Here is a 17,226-nt window from a genome sequence, read left to right as displayed (position 1 = left end):
CTCCGCTTCGCTCAGCATGACAATACCTCTGTAACAATGCGAGCGAGATGCTTCGGCTCCGCTCAGCATGACGGCCAGGGGAAACAAGGGGCTTAGCAAACGATAATTAACACTTCCACAGGCTTAGCACAACAACTCTTCACAACATCAGCGACTAGTAATCAACCACCAACTCCTCCCATTTAAGGCAGCTAGCTCTTCGTCCTTCAGTTTTAAACTCTCTTCTTATGCGTGCTTACCCCCGTAGTCTGCTCTTGCTTTGCCTGCTGCTCGCTCAGTTCACCCAAGCGCAAAACAAGCATAAAACAGCCGCCAAGTCTCTTTCGCAGCGGATGGCCGACTTGTTTATGGCCGAATACCCCGATTCATCGGGCCCGGCCAAAAGCAAGGCCGCCCGTTGGGGCTACGAGCAAGGAGTGATGCTGAAGGCCGTGGAGCGGGTTTGGCAGCACACCGGCGACAAGCGCTACTTCAACTACGTGCGCAAAGTGCTCGACTATTCGGTGCAGCCCGATGGCTCCATTGTTGGCTACAAGATGGACGACTACAACGTGGACTACATCCCAACGGGCCGCTCGGTGCTAACCATGAGCCAGCAGTTTCCGAAGGAAGAGAAGTACCGCAAGGCCGCCGACTTGTTGCGCAAACAGATCAGCAGCCAGCCGCGCACGCAGGAGGGAGGCTTTTGGCATAAGAAGCGCTACCCCAACCAGATGTGGCTGGATGGCCTCTACATGGTCGAGCCCTTCTATGCCGAGTACAGCAAGCTCTACAACCAGCCCGCCAATTTCGACGACATTGCCAAGCAGTTTGCCTTGATCGAGAAGTACGCCCTGGATTCCAAAACCGGCCTGCTCTACCACGCCTACGACGAAAGCAAAGAGCAGAAATGGGCCAACAAAACCACCGGCCAGTCGCCCAACTTCTGGAGCCGGGGCATGGGCTGGTACGCCATGGCCTTGGTGGATGTGCTCGATTATTTCCCGAAAAATCATCCGCAACGTGCCCAACTCATCAAGGATTTGCAGCGCCTAGCGCCGGTGCTAACCAAGTACCAGGACGCTAACACGGGCGGCTGGTACCAGGTGACGGACCAGGGCACCCGCGCCGGCAACTACATCGAAACCTCGTCGTCGAGCATGTTTGTGTACGCGCTGGCCAAGGGCGTACGGTTGGGCTACCTCGATAAGTCGTACCAGAAAGCGGCGGGAAAAGGCTACCAGGGTTTGGTGAAGAACTTCATCGAAATCGAGCCCAACGGTAACGTTTCCCTGAACGGCATCGTGAGCGTGGGCGGCCTTGGCGGCGACCCATACCGCGACGGCAGCTACGAATATTACCTGAGTGAGCCCATCAAGAAGAACGATTTCAAGGGCTACGGGCCGTTCATTATGGCGAGCGTGGAAATGGAAATGGCCAACCCCAAAAGCCTGACCAGTGAATAGGTTACGCGGTAGGAGCGGGGTGCCAGAAGAAAGCTAGTTCTTCTGGCACCCCGCTTTTTTGTGGTACGCGCCACCAACTTAACCATCAGAAAGCAGGATACTACAGGTTACTGATAGAAAAATTCCGTGGTAAGTTGGGACGATAATGAACTCCTCGACTTCCTTGAATCATCTTCTATGAAGACCAATTTACTGTCTTGGCTGGCTTGTGCGGCGTTGTTTTGGGGTGGTGATGCTGCTGCGCAAACGTCGGCTCGCAAGCAGGTGCACTACCTCTCCGGCACCGACAACATCCATACGAAAACCTGGGATTTTTACTGCACGGGTGGCCGCCGCAGCGGCGCTTGGACTACCATTCAGGTGCCTTCTAGTTGGGAGCAACAGGGTTTCGGCAGCTACAACTACGGCCGCGACTACAAAACCTACGGTAAGAACTTTCGCTTCGCCGACGAGAAAGGCCAGTACAAGCACCAGTTCAAGGTGCCCGCCGCCTGGCAAGGGCAAGAGATATTCATCGTGTTTGAGGGCTCGATGACCGATACCGAAGTAAAAGTGAACGGCCAGCTAGCCGGCCCCATTCACCAAGGTGCGTTCTACCGCTTCAAGTACGACCTCACCAATAAGCTGAAGTACGACCAAGACAACCTGCTGGAAATAACCGTCAGCAAAATGTCGGCCGAGCCGACCGTGAACAACGCCGAGCGACTCGCCGACTATTGGGTATTTGGCGGCATTTTCCGGCCGGTATACTTGGAGGCGTATCCCAAGCAGTTCATCCCGCATACCGCCATTAATGCCCGCGCCGATGGCTCGTTTGCCGTCAATGTGGCCCTCAAAGGTTTGCGCCAGCCGACCGATGTAAAGGCTGATATTCTGGACGCCCAAGGCAAGGTGGTAGGCACCGCCCAAGGCCGTGCCGCCGCCACCGATACGCTGGTGAAGCTCAGCACCACGGTTAGCAAGCCGCTGCTCTGGAACTCGGAAAAGCCGAATATGTACCGTACCAACATTCGGCTGGAAGCGGGCGGCCAGACGCTCTACCAAACCACCGAAAAGTTCGGGTTCCGCACCATCGAAATCCGGCGCGGCAAGGGCATCTACGTGAACGGCACGCAGGTGAAGATGAAGGGCATCAACCGGCACAGCTGGTGGCCCGAAACGGCCCGCACCCTCAACGACTCGATTCACTTGATGGACGTGAAGCTCATCAAGGAAATGAACATGAATGCCGTGCGCATGTCGCACTATCCGCCCGATGCTAAGTTCCTGGACCTCTGCGACTCGCTCGGGCTTTACGTGCTCGATGAGTTGGCGGGCTGGCAGAAAGCCTATGGCACCAAAGTAGGGGAGAAGCTGGTGCGCGAGATGGTGATAAAAGACGTCAACCACCCGAGCATCATCTTCTGGAGCAACGGCAACGAAGGCGGTACCAACAAGGAACTGGACGACGATTACGGCCGCTACGACCTCTCGAACCGCCCCGTCATCCACGCCCACCACCGCCCCGGCAACGCCTTCAACGGCATCGACTGCAACCACTACGAGAACTACTACAGCACCCAGAAAATCCTCGCCGACTCGCTGATTTACATGCCCACCGAGTTCCTGCACGCCCAGGACGACGGTGGAGCCGCCGTGGGCCTGGCCGACTTTTGGGACCTGCACTGGAAGTCGCAACGCTCCGGCGGCGGCTTCCTGTGGGCCTTGGTTGATGAAGGCATCGTGCGCACCGACCAGAACAACATCATCGACGTGAACGGCGTGAATGCGCCCGACGGCGTGGTAGGTCCGCACCGCGAAAAGGAAGGTAGCTTCTACGCGCTACGCGAAATTTTCTCGCCGATCAAGATTGACATGAAGGAGTTGCCCGCCAAGTTCAAGGGCACGATTCCGGTGGAAAACCGCTACCACTACAACAACCTCAACGAGTGCTTTTTCCAGTGGGAACTAGTGAATTATCGCCAACCCGGCGAAGTCTTCACGGGCTCGACTACGCTCCAGAAAAGCCGCGCCACCTCGCCAAAAGTAGCGCCGCTAGGCCGGGGCGAACTGAAACTGAAGCTGCCCAAAAACTGGCAAGACTATGATGCCCTGGTGCTCTCGGCCTTCGACCCGCAGAAAAATCTGGTGTACAAATGGACCTGGAAAACCAGCGACAACACCCGCTTGCTCCGCAACATCCTGCCCGGCACGGAAAAGCAACCGGCCGTAGCTGCCACTGAAACCGATAGCACCCTCACGCTGCAAGCGGCGGGTATCACGGTTAGCTTCAACAAGAAAACCGGCGAAATCCAGGACGTGAAGGGCAATAGCGGCGACAAGCTCAGCTTCGGCAAAGGCCCCGTGCTGGTAAGCGGAAATGCCACCTTCACCGGCCTGAAGCGCCGCACCGAACCCGACGGCGAGGTAGTGGAAATGAGCTACCAAGGCGACCTAAAATCGGTGCGCTGGAAGATGGACGGCAACGGCTGGCTGCGCCTCGACTACGAGTACGCCGTGAGCGGCGACCTACCCTTCACCGGCATCAGCTTCACTTACCCCGAAAACTACGTGCTTGGCGCTAAGTGGCTCGGCAAAGGCCCATACCGCGTTTGGAAAAACCGTATGCAAGGCGTGGGCGAAAGTGTGTGGGAAAACGCCTACAACAACACCCAAACCGGCGCCGCCCCCTGGATTTACCCTGAGTTCAAAGGCTACTTCGCCGACATCACTTGGATGGAAATGAACACCGTGGAAGGCAAATTCCTGGTTGCCAGCCCCGACAAAGGCTTGTTTGTGCGCCTCTTCGATTTCTATGGCTTATCCGGCGTGAAGCCTTACCCGACGCTGCCCGTTGGCAACCTGTCGTTCCTGGAAACCATCCCGCCGCTCGGCACCAAACTGGCCCTGAACATCGACGCTAACACCAAAAACCTCGGCCCCAACAGCGAGCTAAACCACGTCAGCGGCCCCTCAAAACGCACTCTCTACTTCTTCTTCGGTCTCCCCAAGTCCAACGCCACCCCCCAGCCCTACAAGGCGCCGGCGAAGGACGAGTTGTTCTAACGGCCTCGAGGCAATCAGACGATGTAGAGACGCGACACTTCGCGTCTCGGCGTTGAACGACCCGAACTGCGCAGTCTAAGCAACCTCAGCAACGCCGAGACGCGAGGTGTCGCGTCTCTACATCGTGCAATCATAGCAACACCAATATGCGAGGCTCAGGCTTCGCGCTACATCAGCACGGAAGAGTACAGGACGGCTAGCGTGGGCGGATTCGCCTTCTTGAACTTGTTCTTCACTACCCACCACTAAGCAGCAGCTACACGAGCCCATTCAACAATGCTAAAAGTGAAATCGAGTCGTCTGAAAAACCATTTCCTAAGCTGGAAAACCCTGTTGGTAGGGTTGCTGATTGCGTCCTCGGTGAGCGTATCGGGGCAGAAGATGCCGAACAAAAAGGCGGTGCTCAAAACCATGCGGCAAACCAACGACTACTTCATGAAGCTCTGGCCCGATCCGGGCAAGGACATCATGACCAACAAGCTCCGCCCGAGCCACATCTGGACCCGCGCCGTGTACTACGAAGGCTTGATGGCGCTCTACGGCCTCGACACGCAGCAGCGCTACTACGATTACGCCGTCGATTGGGGCACCAAGCACCAGTGGGGCATCCGCAACGGCATCACGGACCGCAATGCCGACAACCAGTGCGCTGGTCAAACCTACATCGACCTCTACAACATCGACCCCAAGCCTGAGCGCATCCGCGACATCAAGGCCAGCATCGATAACATGGTGCAAACGCCCAAAGTAGACGATTGGAACTGGATTGACGCTCTGCAAATGGCTATGCCCGTGTACGCCCGCCTCGGCGTGCTTTACAAGGATACCGCCTACTACGAGAAGATGTACCGCATCTACAACTACTCGAAAACCGTGCACGGCGGCAACGGCCTCTACAATCCGCAAGACCAACTCTGGTGGCGCGACAAAGACTTCGTACCGCCCTACAAAGAGCCCAACGGTGAGGATTGCTACTGGAGCCGCGGCAACGGATGGGTGGTAGCCGCCATGGTCCGGGTGCTCGACATCATGCCCAAAGACGCCCCGCACCGCGCCGAATACGAGCAGATGTACCTCAATATGATGAAAGCCCTGCCGCCCCTGCAACGCCCCGACGGCTACTGGAACGTCAGCCTCCACGACCCCACCAACTACGGCGGCAAAGAACTAACCGGCACCGCCTTATTCATCTACGGCATGGCCTGGGGCCTCAACCATGGCCTGCTCGACGCCAAGCAGTACCAGCCCATCATTGCCAAAGCCTGGACCGCCATGGCCAAGGAATGCGTGCATCCCAACGGCTTCCTCGGCTACGTGCAAGGCACCGGCAAAGAACCCAAAGACGGCCAGCCCGTCAGCTACACCAGCAAACCTGACTTCGAAGACTACGGCCTCGGCTGCTTCCTGCTAGCCGGCACCGAGATATACAAAATGAAGTAAACCGTGAGCTATGGTCAAAAGGACTATAGCTGTAATGAAAGCCAAAGAGCTAGCTCCCTAGCTCAGAAGAGGTGTTTAGGAGTGGTTGATCATCCGTTGTCTCCATAGACCGTCATGCTGAGCTTGCCGAAGCATCTCGCATGCTGACGCAGGATTACTAACTAGACATCAGCACGCGAGATGCTTCGGCTCCGCTCAGCATGACATTCTTAACAGTCGTTCAACTAGTCCCCCACCTCAAGCCAAGCCCCTCCTCATCTGAGAGGAGCTAGTCTGCTAGCCTTATAGCGCTTAGTTCGCAGTGCCACAAATTCCTCGCCTTTCTGACTTATGAAAACGCCACTCGCCCTTTCCCTGCTTTTCGTCGCTGCGCTAACCCAAAGCTCCGCCCAGGCACAGGGCCCGAAGTGGCCGGAAATCACGCAGCAAACCAAGCCCTGGACGCGCTGGTGGTGGGAAGGCAGCGCTGTCAACAAAGAGGATCTGACGCGCCTGCTCACGCAGTATCAGCAGGCCGGGTTGGGTGGAGTGGAAATTACCCCGATTTATGGGGTGAAGGGCGCCGAAAACCAGTTTATCAACTTTCTGGAGCCGAAGTGGATGGACATGCTCACGCACACCTTCACGGAAGCGGGCCGGTTGGGCATGGGCGTAGACATGGCGCAGGCCTCAGGCTGGCCCTTCGGTGGGCCGTGGGTGACGCAGGAAGACGCTTGCAAGTACGTGGCCTCGCAGACGTACACGCTCAAGGGCGGCGAGCAGTTGAAAGAACCCGTGCACTTCGTGCAGCAGCCCTTTCTGCGTATGATTGGCCCGCGCGTTGATATCAAGCAGTTGGTGGAGCCGATTACCAAGAACCCGGATTTGCAGCTTCGCGCCTTCGACCAGGTGCGCTTCGAGAAGCCGCTGCCGTTGCAGGCCCTCATGGCATATTCCGATAAAGGTCAGACGCTGGATTTGACCAGCAAAGTAGCCGCTGATGGCAAGCTAAACTGGACCGCCCCGGCCGGCAACTGGACGCTCTACGGCGTGTTCCAAGGCTGGCACGGCAAGATGGTGGAGCGCGCTGGTCCTGGTGGCGAAGGTGACGTTATCGACCACTTCTCGAAAACCGCCACCGACAACTACCTGCGTTATTTCGACCAAGCCTTTAAGGGCCGCGACGTGAAACCCATCCGGGCGTTTTTCAACGATTCCTATGAGGTAGACGACGCGCAAGGCGAGAGCAATTGGACGCCGCAGCTGTTTGCCGAGTTTCAGAAGCGCCACGCCTACGATTTGCGCCAGCACCTGCCGGCGTTGTTTGGCAAAGCGTTGGAAGACGAGAACAAGCGCGTGCTGTCGGATTACCGGGAAACCATTTCCGAACTACTGCTCGAAAACTACACCAAAACGTGGGCCACGTGGGCGAAAACGCACGACGCGCTGATCCGCAACCAAGCGCACGGCTCGCCCGCCAACATCCTGGATTTGTACGCCGCTACCGACATTCCCGAAACGGAAGGCCAAGACTTGGTGCGCATCAAATTCGCCTCGTCGGCGGCGCACGTAACGGGCAAGCCGCTCACGTCGGCGGAAACGGCCACGTGGGAAAACGAACATTTCCTGACCAAGCTCAGCGACGCGAAAAAAGCCATGGACCGGATGCTGCTCGGCGGCGTCAACCATACGTTCTATCACGGCACCAACTACTCGCCGCAAGCCGCCGCGTGGCCCGGCTGGATCTTTTATGCGGCCGTGCATTTCAACCCCAACAACTCGTTCTGGCCCGATTTCGGCCAGCTCAACAAGTATGTGGCGCGTTGCCAGTCGTTCATGCAAGCCGGCAAGCCCTCCAACGACGTGCTAGTGTACCTGCCCATGTATGATGCCTACGTACGGCCCGGCAAGGTGCTCTTGCAGCATTTCGACGGCATCGACCACGGCTTCAAAGGCCTACCCATCGAAGAAACCAGCGCCACCCTCCTCAAGCGCGGCTACGGCTTCGACTACATTTCCGACAAGCAACTGCTAGGTGTGAAAGGGGTGGGTAGCACCCTGCAAACCGGCGGCGCCACCTACCGCACCATCTTGGTACCCAATGCCAGCCTGATGCCACTGCCCACCCTGCAACAGCTCGTGAAGCTGGCGCAAGGCGGAGCCACCATCGTCATGGGAGACCAGTTGCCCGCCGATGTACCCGGCCTCGGCAGCCTCGACAGCCGCCGCAGCGCATTCCGCAAGCTGCTGGCCCAAATCAAGCTGGCCCCTGGCAAGCAAGCCGGCGTGCAGCAGGCGCAGGTAGGCAAAGGCCGCGTCTTGGTGGGCAAAGACGTAGACCAACTGCTGACGCAAGCAGGGGCGAAGCGCGAAAAAATGGTGGATACCGGTCTGGAATTTGAGCGCCGCCGCCACGCCAAAGGGCACTACTATTTCGTGGCCAACTGGAGCGACAAAGCCATTGACGGTTGGTTGCCGCTGCAAACAGCTGCTAAATCGGTGGCCCTCTACAACCCCATGACCGAAAAGCTCGGCATGGCTTCCACTCGGACCGCCGCGGAGGGAATGCCGGAAGTGTACGTGCAACTGGCCCCCGGCGAGTCGTGCATTCTGGAAACCAACGAAGTGGGCACCACCGGTCCGGCCTACGCCTACGTGAAACCAGCCGGCGCGCCGCAGCCCATCAACGGTACCTGGAAAGTTGCCTTCGTATCGGGTGGGCCAACGCTGCCGGCGCCGCTGCAAACGCAGAAGCTGGACTCCTGGACTACGATGGCCGGGGAGGCGGGCCAGAAGTTCTCGGGTACTGCTACCTATACCACGTCGTTCCCCGCACCGCAAGGCACGGGCACCGGCTGGCTGCTCGACCTCGGCCGCGTGGCGCAGAGTGCCCGCGTGCAGCTCAACGGCAAAGAACTCGGCACGCTCATCGGGCCCGTTTACCAAGTGTACGTCTCGAAAGAGCAACTACAAGCCACCAACAACCTGACCGTCACGGTCAGCAACGGCATGGCCAACCGCATCATCGACATGGACAAGAACCACGTCGAGTACAAGAAATTCTACAACGTGAACGTGGCCGCTCGGCTCAAGGAAAACCGCACCCCCGAAGGCCTCTTCACCGCCGAAAAATGGACCCCACAGGAGTCAGGCCTGCTAGGCCCCGTAACTTTGACGCCCACCGCCTCCGCCACGCAGCCCGCAAAAGTGCAGTAAGTGGCTGTTTGATAAAGAACGGTCGTGCTGCGCTTGCTGAAGCCTCCACCACCTCGGCAAGCGCAGCATGACGTCTTTGCCAACTGATTCACTTACAGAACACTGCGTCTTCTGCGGGAACCGTCGTCCACTCACCCTCACTCAACCAATGGAAGAAATAGCCTTCACCATGCAACTCAAACCCGGCAACGTGGCCGAATACCAGCGGCGGCACGACGAAATCTGGCCGGAGTTGTCCGAGGCACTAGAAAAAGCGGGCATTCGAGATTATTCCATCTACCTCGACCCGACCAGTGGAACGTTGTTCGCCGTGCAAAAGCGCACTCCCGACCATACTACCGATCAACTGCCGGGTTTGCCCATCATGAAACGCTGGTGGGATTACATGGCCGATCTGATGGACACCAACCCCGATAATTCTCCCGTGGTGAAGCCTCTACAACGCGTGTTTCATATGGCTTGAAGTGCCAACTGTCCTTCCGACTCCCGAGGAATCTGGATACAAATTCCAAGGAATTACGCGCAGGTTTCTCCTGCGTTGGAACGGCAGCTAGTGATGCAAAAAAACCTTTTAGCAGGAGGGTACGGGACAGTTCTGTGGAAGTAAATCGACAGCTTTGGAATGTGAGTGAAATACTTTTGACTGACGCGTGGTGGAACCGGGAATTGCGGCCGTGGGAATCCGTCTTGCCCAACCTCACCACGCGTCACGTCAAAAGAAATACCCCCCTGTGATGAGCCCGATTCTCTGGCGGCTGTTTCCACTGCTGGCTTAGATGAACTCGTTCACGGAACCTGCGCCGAAACCTCAACTACACTGAAAGTCCACTGCCCGAGCACTGGAATAAAATGCTAGCTAAGGTAACCCCAAGCAAGGCACTCCGCACTTTCGCAACCTGACCATCCGCAACCTGCGCCCCACTGCCGACGAAGCCATTTCGGCCGAGGGACAGTATACCCCGGTACTCGAAAATTTCACCCTTGAAAACAGTACCACTACCAACTCCAAAGCTGGCAAAATAGACCACGCTAGAGTCTGGCGTGTTAAGGGCCTCAATATCACAGCGCAAAATCAGGAGCCGATAGCGGTGCAGAACAACACCAGCATGAAATATTAAAGTGAAGTGAAGAATAAGGCCAAAGAAGCGGCTTCCAGCTGGAAGCCGCTTCTTTTTTGTGCCAAGGCAACCAAGCACTACCATGCCCATACCGGTGCCCTCACAAAGCCGTGTGCCAGCAGCCAATCAGCCTAGCAAAGGGAACTCAAGGAGGTAAAGGCAAGCAGGCGCTTCCAAGGACCGACAAGGTTTGTCTATTGGAGCAGCAGCAAGAGTACCAGCACTACCAATACGCCGTACAGCAAAGTGCCCGCGGAAATGGTGAGCGTAACAGGGGTGATGGAAGCAAATGCATAGAAGTTTGCTTAGGGCTGCAACAGCAGTTCAGTTTCGAGGCAACCACCAAAACCAGTGCAGTTACTAAAAGTAGTAAACACACGAGCAGTTGCCGACTCGGCAACTTGCCCGCGCCGCCTCCAACAGCCACCAGTGCCCACCAAGCACGGCCACAATCAATGGCAAACACACTTAGCAGCAACGTCCGCGGCACCCGGACTCGAAGCAGTGACGTAGGCTGGTAGCAGGCACCATTGACAAGCACCGTTTGTACGCCCGCGGCATGAAAGAATGCTCTAGCACGCGGACGCCAGATTGGGCAGAAGGGCCTTCGGCTTATCTTGTTTATCAATACAGCAACACCACCAAGCTACGTGCACCATGCGCGCCGATGACTAAGGACTGCTCGATATCTGCTGTCTTGGAAGGGCCTGCTACAAAAGCTCCGTAGCCGCCCGTAGAAGGCAACTGCGCGTAGGCTTGGTGCATGGTGGCCACGATGCGGCGATGGTCGAGTACCAGCACTAAGTGTTGGGTGATGGTGGGGAGGGCGCGGTGCAGCATGTTGGCCTCTGGCAGCCAGATACAGCCGTTTTCTGCCACGCCCATTTCACCGGGTAACACCGCTAAGTCAACATCAGCCAAGACTTCCGTAGAGGTCAACGCATCCACGGGCACGGTGCCCGGAAAGAGGGGAGAAGCCGAAAGCCGAGACTCCGGAAATAGCTGCTTCAGTACCGGCTGCAACTGCTCGGGCCCATCGACCCACACCACTTGACCGCCAATGCTGGTCAGGACTTGCGTGAACCGGTCGGTGGAATCGTCGCCGCCGAAATCGGGGACGGTGGGCAGCGGTGTTTCGGCGGGTTTGTTGGCGCGGGCGGCAGCTAGGATTTTTTCGCGTGAACTACTCAAGGGAAGTGGTGAGATGTAGCGCGAAGCCTGAGCTTCGCGTATCCGTGAACGATATGTATTAGCACAATACGGCTTCGCTCGTTTCGCGAAACGCGAAGCTCAGGCTTCGCGCTACATCATGATTTGGTTTGTTGTTGGTACCACTCGCGGAAGCTTTGCTTGGGCGGGGTTGGAAGCTCGCGGGCCACGGCCCACACGTTGAAATGCCGGGCGTGGGTGAGGCTGTAGGGCAGGTACTTGATGCCGTGTCGGGCTAGTTTGCCGCCCACCCCAAATGCCTTTGGGCTGGTCAGTAAGCGCCCCATGAGCTTCATGCTCCACTTCTTGGAGGCTGGTATTTCGTTGGCTTCGCCGAGCACTTGCCGCCACTTGTAGAGCTGCGTGTGGATGTCAATCTTAACAGGGCACACGTCGGAGCAGGAGCCGCAGAGTGTGGACGCAAACGGCAGGGAGCTGTGCTTCTTCATGTCGATGTTCGGCGACAAGATGGCCCCAATGGGGCCAGGCACAGTGAAGTTGTAGGAGTGGCCGCCGCTGCGCCGGTACACGGGGCAGGTGTTCATGCAGGCGCCGCACCGGATGCACTTCAGCGAAGCCCGGAAATCGGGCCGGCCGAGCTGCTTGGTGCGGCCATTGTCCACGATGACGATGTGCATCTCCTTGCCGGCCGCGGGCTTGGTGTAGTGCGAGGTGTAGGTGGTAGCGGGCTGCCCGGTGGCACTGCGAGCCAGCAGACGCGTAAACACCGCCAAATCGGAAAGCCGCGGAATCAGCTTCTCGATGCCCATGGCCGCAATGTGTACGTGCGCCAGATTCACGCCTAAGTCGGCGTTGCCTTCGTTGGTGCAGATGACTACGCCACCCGTTTCGGCCACCGCAAAGTTGACGCCCGAAATGGCCACTTCCGCTGCTAAGAATCGGGCGCGCAAGTGCTGACGGGCGGCTTCGGTAAGAACCTGCGGATCTACTTCGCCTTTAGCCGTGCCGAGGTGTTTGAAGAACGTTTCACCCACGTCTTCCTTCTTCAAGTGAATGGCGGGTAGCACCAAGTGGCTCGGCGCTTCGTCGCGCAGCTGAATGATACGCTCGCCCAAATCGGTATCCACTACCTCAATGCCATTGCTCAGCAGATGGGGGTTCAGGTGGCATTCCTCGGTCAGCATCGACTTGCTTTTCACCACCCGCGTGGCGTTGTGCTTCCGAATGATGTCGAGGATGATGGCGTTGTGCTCGGCCGCATCGGCGGCCCAATGGATGTGCACGCCGTTGCGCTTGGCTTGTTCCTCGAACTGTTCGAGGTAGGTGTCCAGCTTGCTCAGCGTGTGGTCTTTGATCTGCGAGGCCAGCTCGCGCAGGTCCTGAAACTCAGGCACGGCGTACACGGCTTTGTCGCGCTTGGCGCGCACAAACCAAAGTGTTTCGTCGTGCCAAGTGGTACGGTCAGCATCGCCAACAAATTTGGCGGCCCGGGTGGCGTGGTTCATGAGAGGGTGCCGTTAAGTATTTCGGCGGCGTGCATGACGCGCATCGGCAACTGCCGACGCCGCACGATGCCTTCTAGGTGCATCAGGCACGACATGTCGCCGCCAGTGAGGACGGTGGTGCCGTTGCGTTCGTGGTCGGCCACTCGGTCTTGGCCCATGCGGGCCGAAATAGCCGCTTCCGATACGCAGAAGGTGCCTCCAAAGCCGCAGCATTCGTCGTTGCGGTCCAGTTCTGTCAGCTCGATGCCGTTGAGCGAGCCGAGTAGCCGGCGTAGCTGCCCGTCGCGCACCGGCGTTATTTCCGATTCATTGGCTTGGTGTAAACCGCGTTGGCCGTGGCAGCTTAAGTGCAAGCCCACGCGGTGCGGAAACGTGCCGGGTATTTCCGTCACGCCGAGCACGGTCGTGATGAAGTCAATCAAGTCGTAGGCGGAAGTGCGAACTTGCTGCACGGCAGGGGTCTGCTCTAGCTTATCGAAGTGCTTGCGGACATGGTACACGCAGCTGCCCGAAGGCGCTACCACGTAGTCGTATTCGGAAAAGGTATCGACGTAGTGTCGGTAAATAGGCAGTGCATCCTTCTCGCAGCCGCTGTTGGCTAGCGGCTGCCCACAACACGTTTGCGCGGCCGGGAATTCTGCCTTCACGCCCAACTTCTCCAAGAGCTGCAACGACGCAATACCTACCTGCGGGTAGAATTGGTCGACGTAGCACGGCACGAATAAGGCGACTTTCATTTTTTGGAGGTTGATTGTTCTTTGTTGATTGTTGTTGTTCTTGAGTGATGGAACAACAAAATCGCCATTTCAAATTAGGTGATGTTGAAGCGTATCGAACTAGCTTCAACCTAAGCAATTGTGTGTGGGAGTTTGTTTCAGGCTGGAACCACTTAGCTCAAAGTACTGTGGGCACCCAGTTCATCAGAGCAGTGGATAGCATATCAGCCAACTTAGCTGAAGGCTTTGGGCGTCATGGTAAAAAGGATAAAATCAAATTCTACCGCATAGCCCGCGGTTCTTTAATGGAGGCATTGGATTGGAACGAGAAAGCCAAAGTGCGACAACTGCTCACTATCGAGCAATACAACCACATCTTTACGCAGCTTCAACTCCTACCCAAAAGCATCAATACGCTCATCAAATACACCAACAGCAGCCTGAAAGAATAGGGGTTGGTTGATGATTGCTTACTGTTAATGGATATACAACAACAATTAACAATCATCAACCAACAATTATCACGTAAACAGCAACTGCGTTTTCTTCCAGGCTTCGCCTTGTTCGAGGTGCACCAGGGCGCCAAGGGCAGTGGCTTGCGGTACTTCCAAGGTCCGGATTTCGGCGCCGGGGAAGTTCCAGCTCAGGGTTTGCATGAACAGCGGGTTGCGCGCAAAACCACCATCAACGTAGATGATTTTCTCGCCCTGCCACACCAGATGAATGGATTCGAGCAGCAGGTTGATGAGGCCGTGCATCAGGTGCTGATACGCATCGGAAGCCGTGCGGAAGCCGGTGATGTCCCATTCGGCGGCGGGCCGGTCGGGGAAGGGGCCGGTGCCCGCCATGCAGGCCGGCTGGAAGCTAGCTGAGGCTTCATCGTAAGGGCGGGCCAGCACCAGGGAGCGGTAGAAGTCCGGCTTTACGTGGAAGTGCTTGGCAATACGGTCCACTTGGTAGTCATGCTCCCGGCCTAGGAATACGCGGGCGGCGCGCATGGGCTGGCCACCGGGCGTGAGGAAGCTCAGACTATCGCGCTTTAGTAACTCCGGGGTAAGGGGCTGGCTGTTGAACGGGTTGATGGTTACCGACCACGTGCCCGTCGAAACCAAGACAAACGGTTCGTCGGTTTCGGCCAGGTAGGGCATCACCGCGGCAGAGCTGTCGTGCAAACCTACGCCTACCATGATGCCATCGACTACCGACGCAATAGAGTCTTTGGTGAGCGGCGCTAGCTTCTCGTCGATGCCCTCGCGGCGCACCCAATCGTGGTATTGTCCCCGTTCAAAGTCCCACAGGTTGGTGTGGCAACCAACCGACGTATAATCGCTGAACTTCTCGCCGGAAATCAGATAGGATAGGTACTGCGGCAAATGCAACGACGTGTGAATGCGCGCGAACAGCTCCGGTTTGGTGTGCTTCAGCCAATACAACTGCATCCCGGAGTTAAGCATGCCGAGCTGCGGCGAGCAGGTTTCGGCCGCAAAATCCTCGGGCGCTTGGCCTAGCATCGAGTAGAAGCGCTGCATCACTTCCTCCGGCATCGGCTTGAGGTAGTTGTAGAGCGGCAGCATCGGCTGGCCCTCGGCATCGAGGTGCACAAAGCTGGCACCGTACGCCGTGAAGTTGACGCCCTTCACCGTGTAGTGCGGGTGGTGGCGCAACTGCTGCCAATGGTCTTGCATCCACTGCGTCAGGCGCGGTAGGTGGTCACACACAAATCCGTCGTCGTCAATGGAGTCGGTGCAGATGTGCTGGTTCTCGTCAATAATCTGCCGGTCCTCATCAAACAGGATCAGTTTCTTATTGGTCTTGCCAATGTCAAATACCGCGTAGATAGATTTTTTCATCGTCGGGCTGAGGTTAGGGCTTCCAACTCGGGGCGGCGCGTTAGGTCTGCAACGCGCCGCCCGAAGCCAGCTGCTTGATTACAAACCAGTGGACAAGCTGAGTTTACCGCGCAACTGAATGAGCTGCTCGCGGATACCGGCGGCGCGGTAGGCGGCCACCGGCCGCAGTGCGCCACCCGCCCGGCGATACGCCTCCGCCACCAGCGGCCGAACGTCCAAGAGGAAGGCATCGCGCATGATTTCCTCGGCCCGCACTACGTCGTTTTTCTCTTGCGCCTCATACAGCGCCGTGCGGTCAACGAGCAACGCCTTGGCGTAAGCACTCAAGATGTTTTCAACCGATTGCAAAAGGTCTTCCAGCGGGTCTTTCACGTTGTGGCTGGCGTCTATCATATAGGCCACTGTGGGGTTGGTCACGGCTTGGTCGCGGGCCGCATCTACCAGCTCGTTGAAAATGAGGAACAACTGGAACGGCTTGGTGCTGCCAGTCGTCAGGTCGTCGTCGCCGTACATCGAGCCGTTGAAGTGGAAACCACCCAAGCGGCCAAACTGCTGCAAGCGGCCCACAATCTGCTCGATGTTGGTATTGGGCAAGTGGTGGCCCAAATCCACCAACACGTTGGCATTCTCGCCCAACGACTGGCACAGCGAATAGGAGGTGCCCCAATCGGGAATCACAGTGGAGTAGAAGTTGGGTTCATAGGGCTTGTACTCAATGAGCATATTCCAGTCGGAAGGCATGGCCTCATAGATGGCCGCTAGCGACTCCTGCGTGCGCAGATACGCCCGGCGCAAGTGCTGCTGACCAGGGAAGTTGGAGCCATCGGCTAGCCACACCGTCAAGGTTTTGGCGTTCAGGGCCTGGCCGTGCCGGATGCAGTCGATGTTGTGCTGAATAGCCTGCTGGCGAGCACCTGCTTCGGTGTTGCTCAGCGAACCAAACTTGTAGGAATAGTGCTGGTCTTTCTGGTCTTGGAAGGTGTTGGAGTTCACCGAATCAATCACCAGTTTCTGCTCGCTGAGCTGTTGCTGCAAGCCCGGAATGTCCTGCGGAATATCCCACGGAATGTGCAGCGAAATAGAGTTAGACGAGCCGTTAAGCTGATGAAGCAAGCCTACGTCGTTGATTTTCTCTTCTAAGTTGCGCGGCTCGCCGCCCAACGGAAACCGCCCAAACCGCGTGCCGCCCGTACCCAGCGCCCAACTCGGAATAGCCACCTGAAAATCGATGAGCTGCTGTACCACTTGCCCGGCATCGAGCTGACGGCGCGCCAGCAGATCAGTCAAGAAATTGAACTGCAACTGATGTTCTTCCAGCAACGGCTGGTTGAGGTCTTGAATGCGGGATTCGGAAAGCATAAAGGTCGAGGTTTGGGAGGCAAGGTTCCTTGGTCAGCTACAAGCCGGCCAGTTTGTTTCCCCTCCAAGTGGTGGAAGCTTTATTGATACAAGCAAATTAGTTGGGCAACCCCTGCCGAACTGTTCTGAACTCTCCTGTCCATCGTGTTTTTTCTAGCAGTAGTACCAAAGCATACATTTTTCAGTATTGCCCTCGTACGCCACCAAATACCACGCAGCCTCAGTGGTGTGTAACGCAAAACTCTGCTCAGCAACCCTTAGAACCATGGAGGCCGGTTTGCTAGTGCCGGTTGTTCTGGTGGGTCGCCAAGCAGAGCTTCGCGGGGCGTATCAAACTTGCTGCTTAAGCTCCAACTGAGCTTAAGTTAAAACTGCTTACAATG

Annotated in this window: 11 protein-coding genes; 6 read left to right on the top strand and 5 right to left on the bottom strand. The window is 57.1% G+C overall.

The window, feature by feature from the left end:
- The first annotated feature begins 227 nt into the window (after positions 1–227).
- The 5 genes from ACFE7X_RS12420 to rhaM all read left to right on the top strand — a co-directional run bounded on the left by ACFE7X_RS12420 (position 228) and on the right by rhaM (position 9,588).
- Positions 228–1,445 carry a glycoside hydrolase family 105 protein gene (locus ACFE7X_RS12420; RefSeq protein ID WP_375435992.1) on the top strand — a complete coding sequence of 406 codons (1,218 nt, stop codon included), beginning with the start codon at positions 228–230 and terminating at the stop codon, positions 1,443–1,445.
- Positions 1,446–1,622: 177 nt separating this feature from the next.
- Positions 1,623–4,490 carry a glycoside hydrolase family 2 protein gene (locus ACFE7X_RS12415; RefSeq protein ID WP_375435991.1) on the top strand — a complete coding sequence of 956 codons (2,868 nt, stop codon included), beginning with the start codon at positions 1,623–1,625 and terminating at the stop codon, positions 4,488–4,490.
- Positions 4,491–4,871: 381 nt separating this feature from the next.
- Entirely contained in the window at positions 4,872–5,930 is a 1,059-nt protein-coding gene (locus tag ACFE7X_RS12410) for a glycoside hydrolase family 88 protein (RefSeq protein ID WP_375436013.1), read from the top strand.
- Between the two features lie 330 nt (positions 5,931–6,260).
- Positions 6,261–9,125, top strand: coding sequence for a glycosyl hydrolase (locus tag ACFE7X_RS12405; protein ID WP_375435990.1), 2,865 nt, complete (start codon positions 6,261–6,263; stop codon positions 9,123–9,125).
- 148 nt (positions 9,126–9,273) lie between these two features.
- Positions 9,274–9,588 (top strand): L-rhamnose mutarotase, encoded by a 315-nt coding sequence (gene rhaM / locus ACFE7X_RS12400; protein WP_375435989.1) that lies wholly within the window; start codon positions 9,274–9,276, stop codon positions 9,586–9,588.
- A gap of 1,279 nt (positions 9,589–10,867) precedes the next feature.
- Here rhaM and ACFE7X_RS12395 read toward each other — a convergent pair.
- The 3 genes from ACFE7X_RS12395 to ACFE7X_RS12385 form a co-directional block, all read right to left on the bottom strand.
- Entirely contained in the window at positions 10,868–11,434 is a 567-nt protein-coding gene (locus ACFE7X_RS12395) for a lactate utilization protein C (protein ID WP_375435988.1), read from the bottom strand.
- A gap of 116 nt (positions 11,435–11,550) precedes the next feature.
- On the bottom strand, positions 11,551–12,918 hold the full coding sequence (locus tag ACFE7X_RS12390) for a lactate utilization protein B (RefSeq protein ID WP_375435987.1): 1,368 nt from the start codon (positions 12,916–12,918) through the stop codon (positions 11,551–11,553).
- The gene (locus tag ACFE7X_RS12385; protein WP_375435986.1) at positions 12,915–13,655 is read right to left on the bottom strand and encodes a (Fe-S)-binding protein; all 741 of its coding nucleotides are present in this window, start codon (positions 13,653–13,655) and stop codon (positions 12,915–12,917) included. Before ACFE7X_RS12385 ends, ACFE7X_RS12390 begins: the two co-directional genes overlap by 4 nt.
- 47 nt (positions 13,656–13,702) lie before the next feature.
- On the opposite strand from ACFE7X_RS12385, the gene ACFE7X_RS12380 reads away from it, so the two are divergent.
- A complete protein-coding gene (locus ACFE7X_RS12380) occupies positions 13,703–14,086 on the top strand; it encodes a four helix bundle protein (RefSeq protein WP_375435985.1) in 384 nt (127 codons plus the stop codon).
- Positions 14,087–14,155: 69 nt separating this feature from the next.
- Here the strand turns inward: ACFE7X_RS12380 and ACFE7X_RS12375 are convergent, their stop codons facing one another.
- On the bottom strand, positions 14,156–15,484 hold the full coding sequence (locus ACFE7X_RS12375) for an FGGY-family carbohydrate kinase (protein ID WP_375435984.1): 1,329 nt from the start codon (positions 15,482–15,484) through the stop codon (positions 14,156–14,158).
- Between the two features lie 78 nt (positions 15,485–15,562).
- Complete coding sequence (locus ACFE7X_RS12370; RefSeq protein WP_375435983.1) at positions 15,563–16,843, bottom strand: sugar isomerase; 1,281 nt, start codon at positions 16,841–16,843, stop codon at positions 15,563–15,565.
- Positions 16,844–17,226: the final 383 nt, after the last annotated feature.

It is taken from the genome of uncultured Hymenobacter sp., from assembly GCF_964242765.1.
GTDB lineage: Bacteria > Bacteroidota > Bacteroidia > Cytophagales > Hymenobacteraceae > Hymenobacter.
The sequence above is the reverse complement of the archived record's forward strand: the minus strand, read 5'-3'. Positions and strand labels throughout refer to the sequence as shown.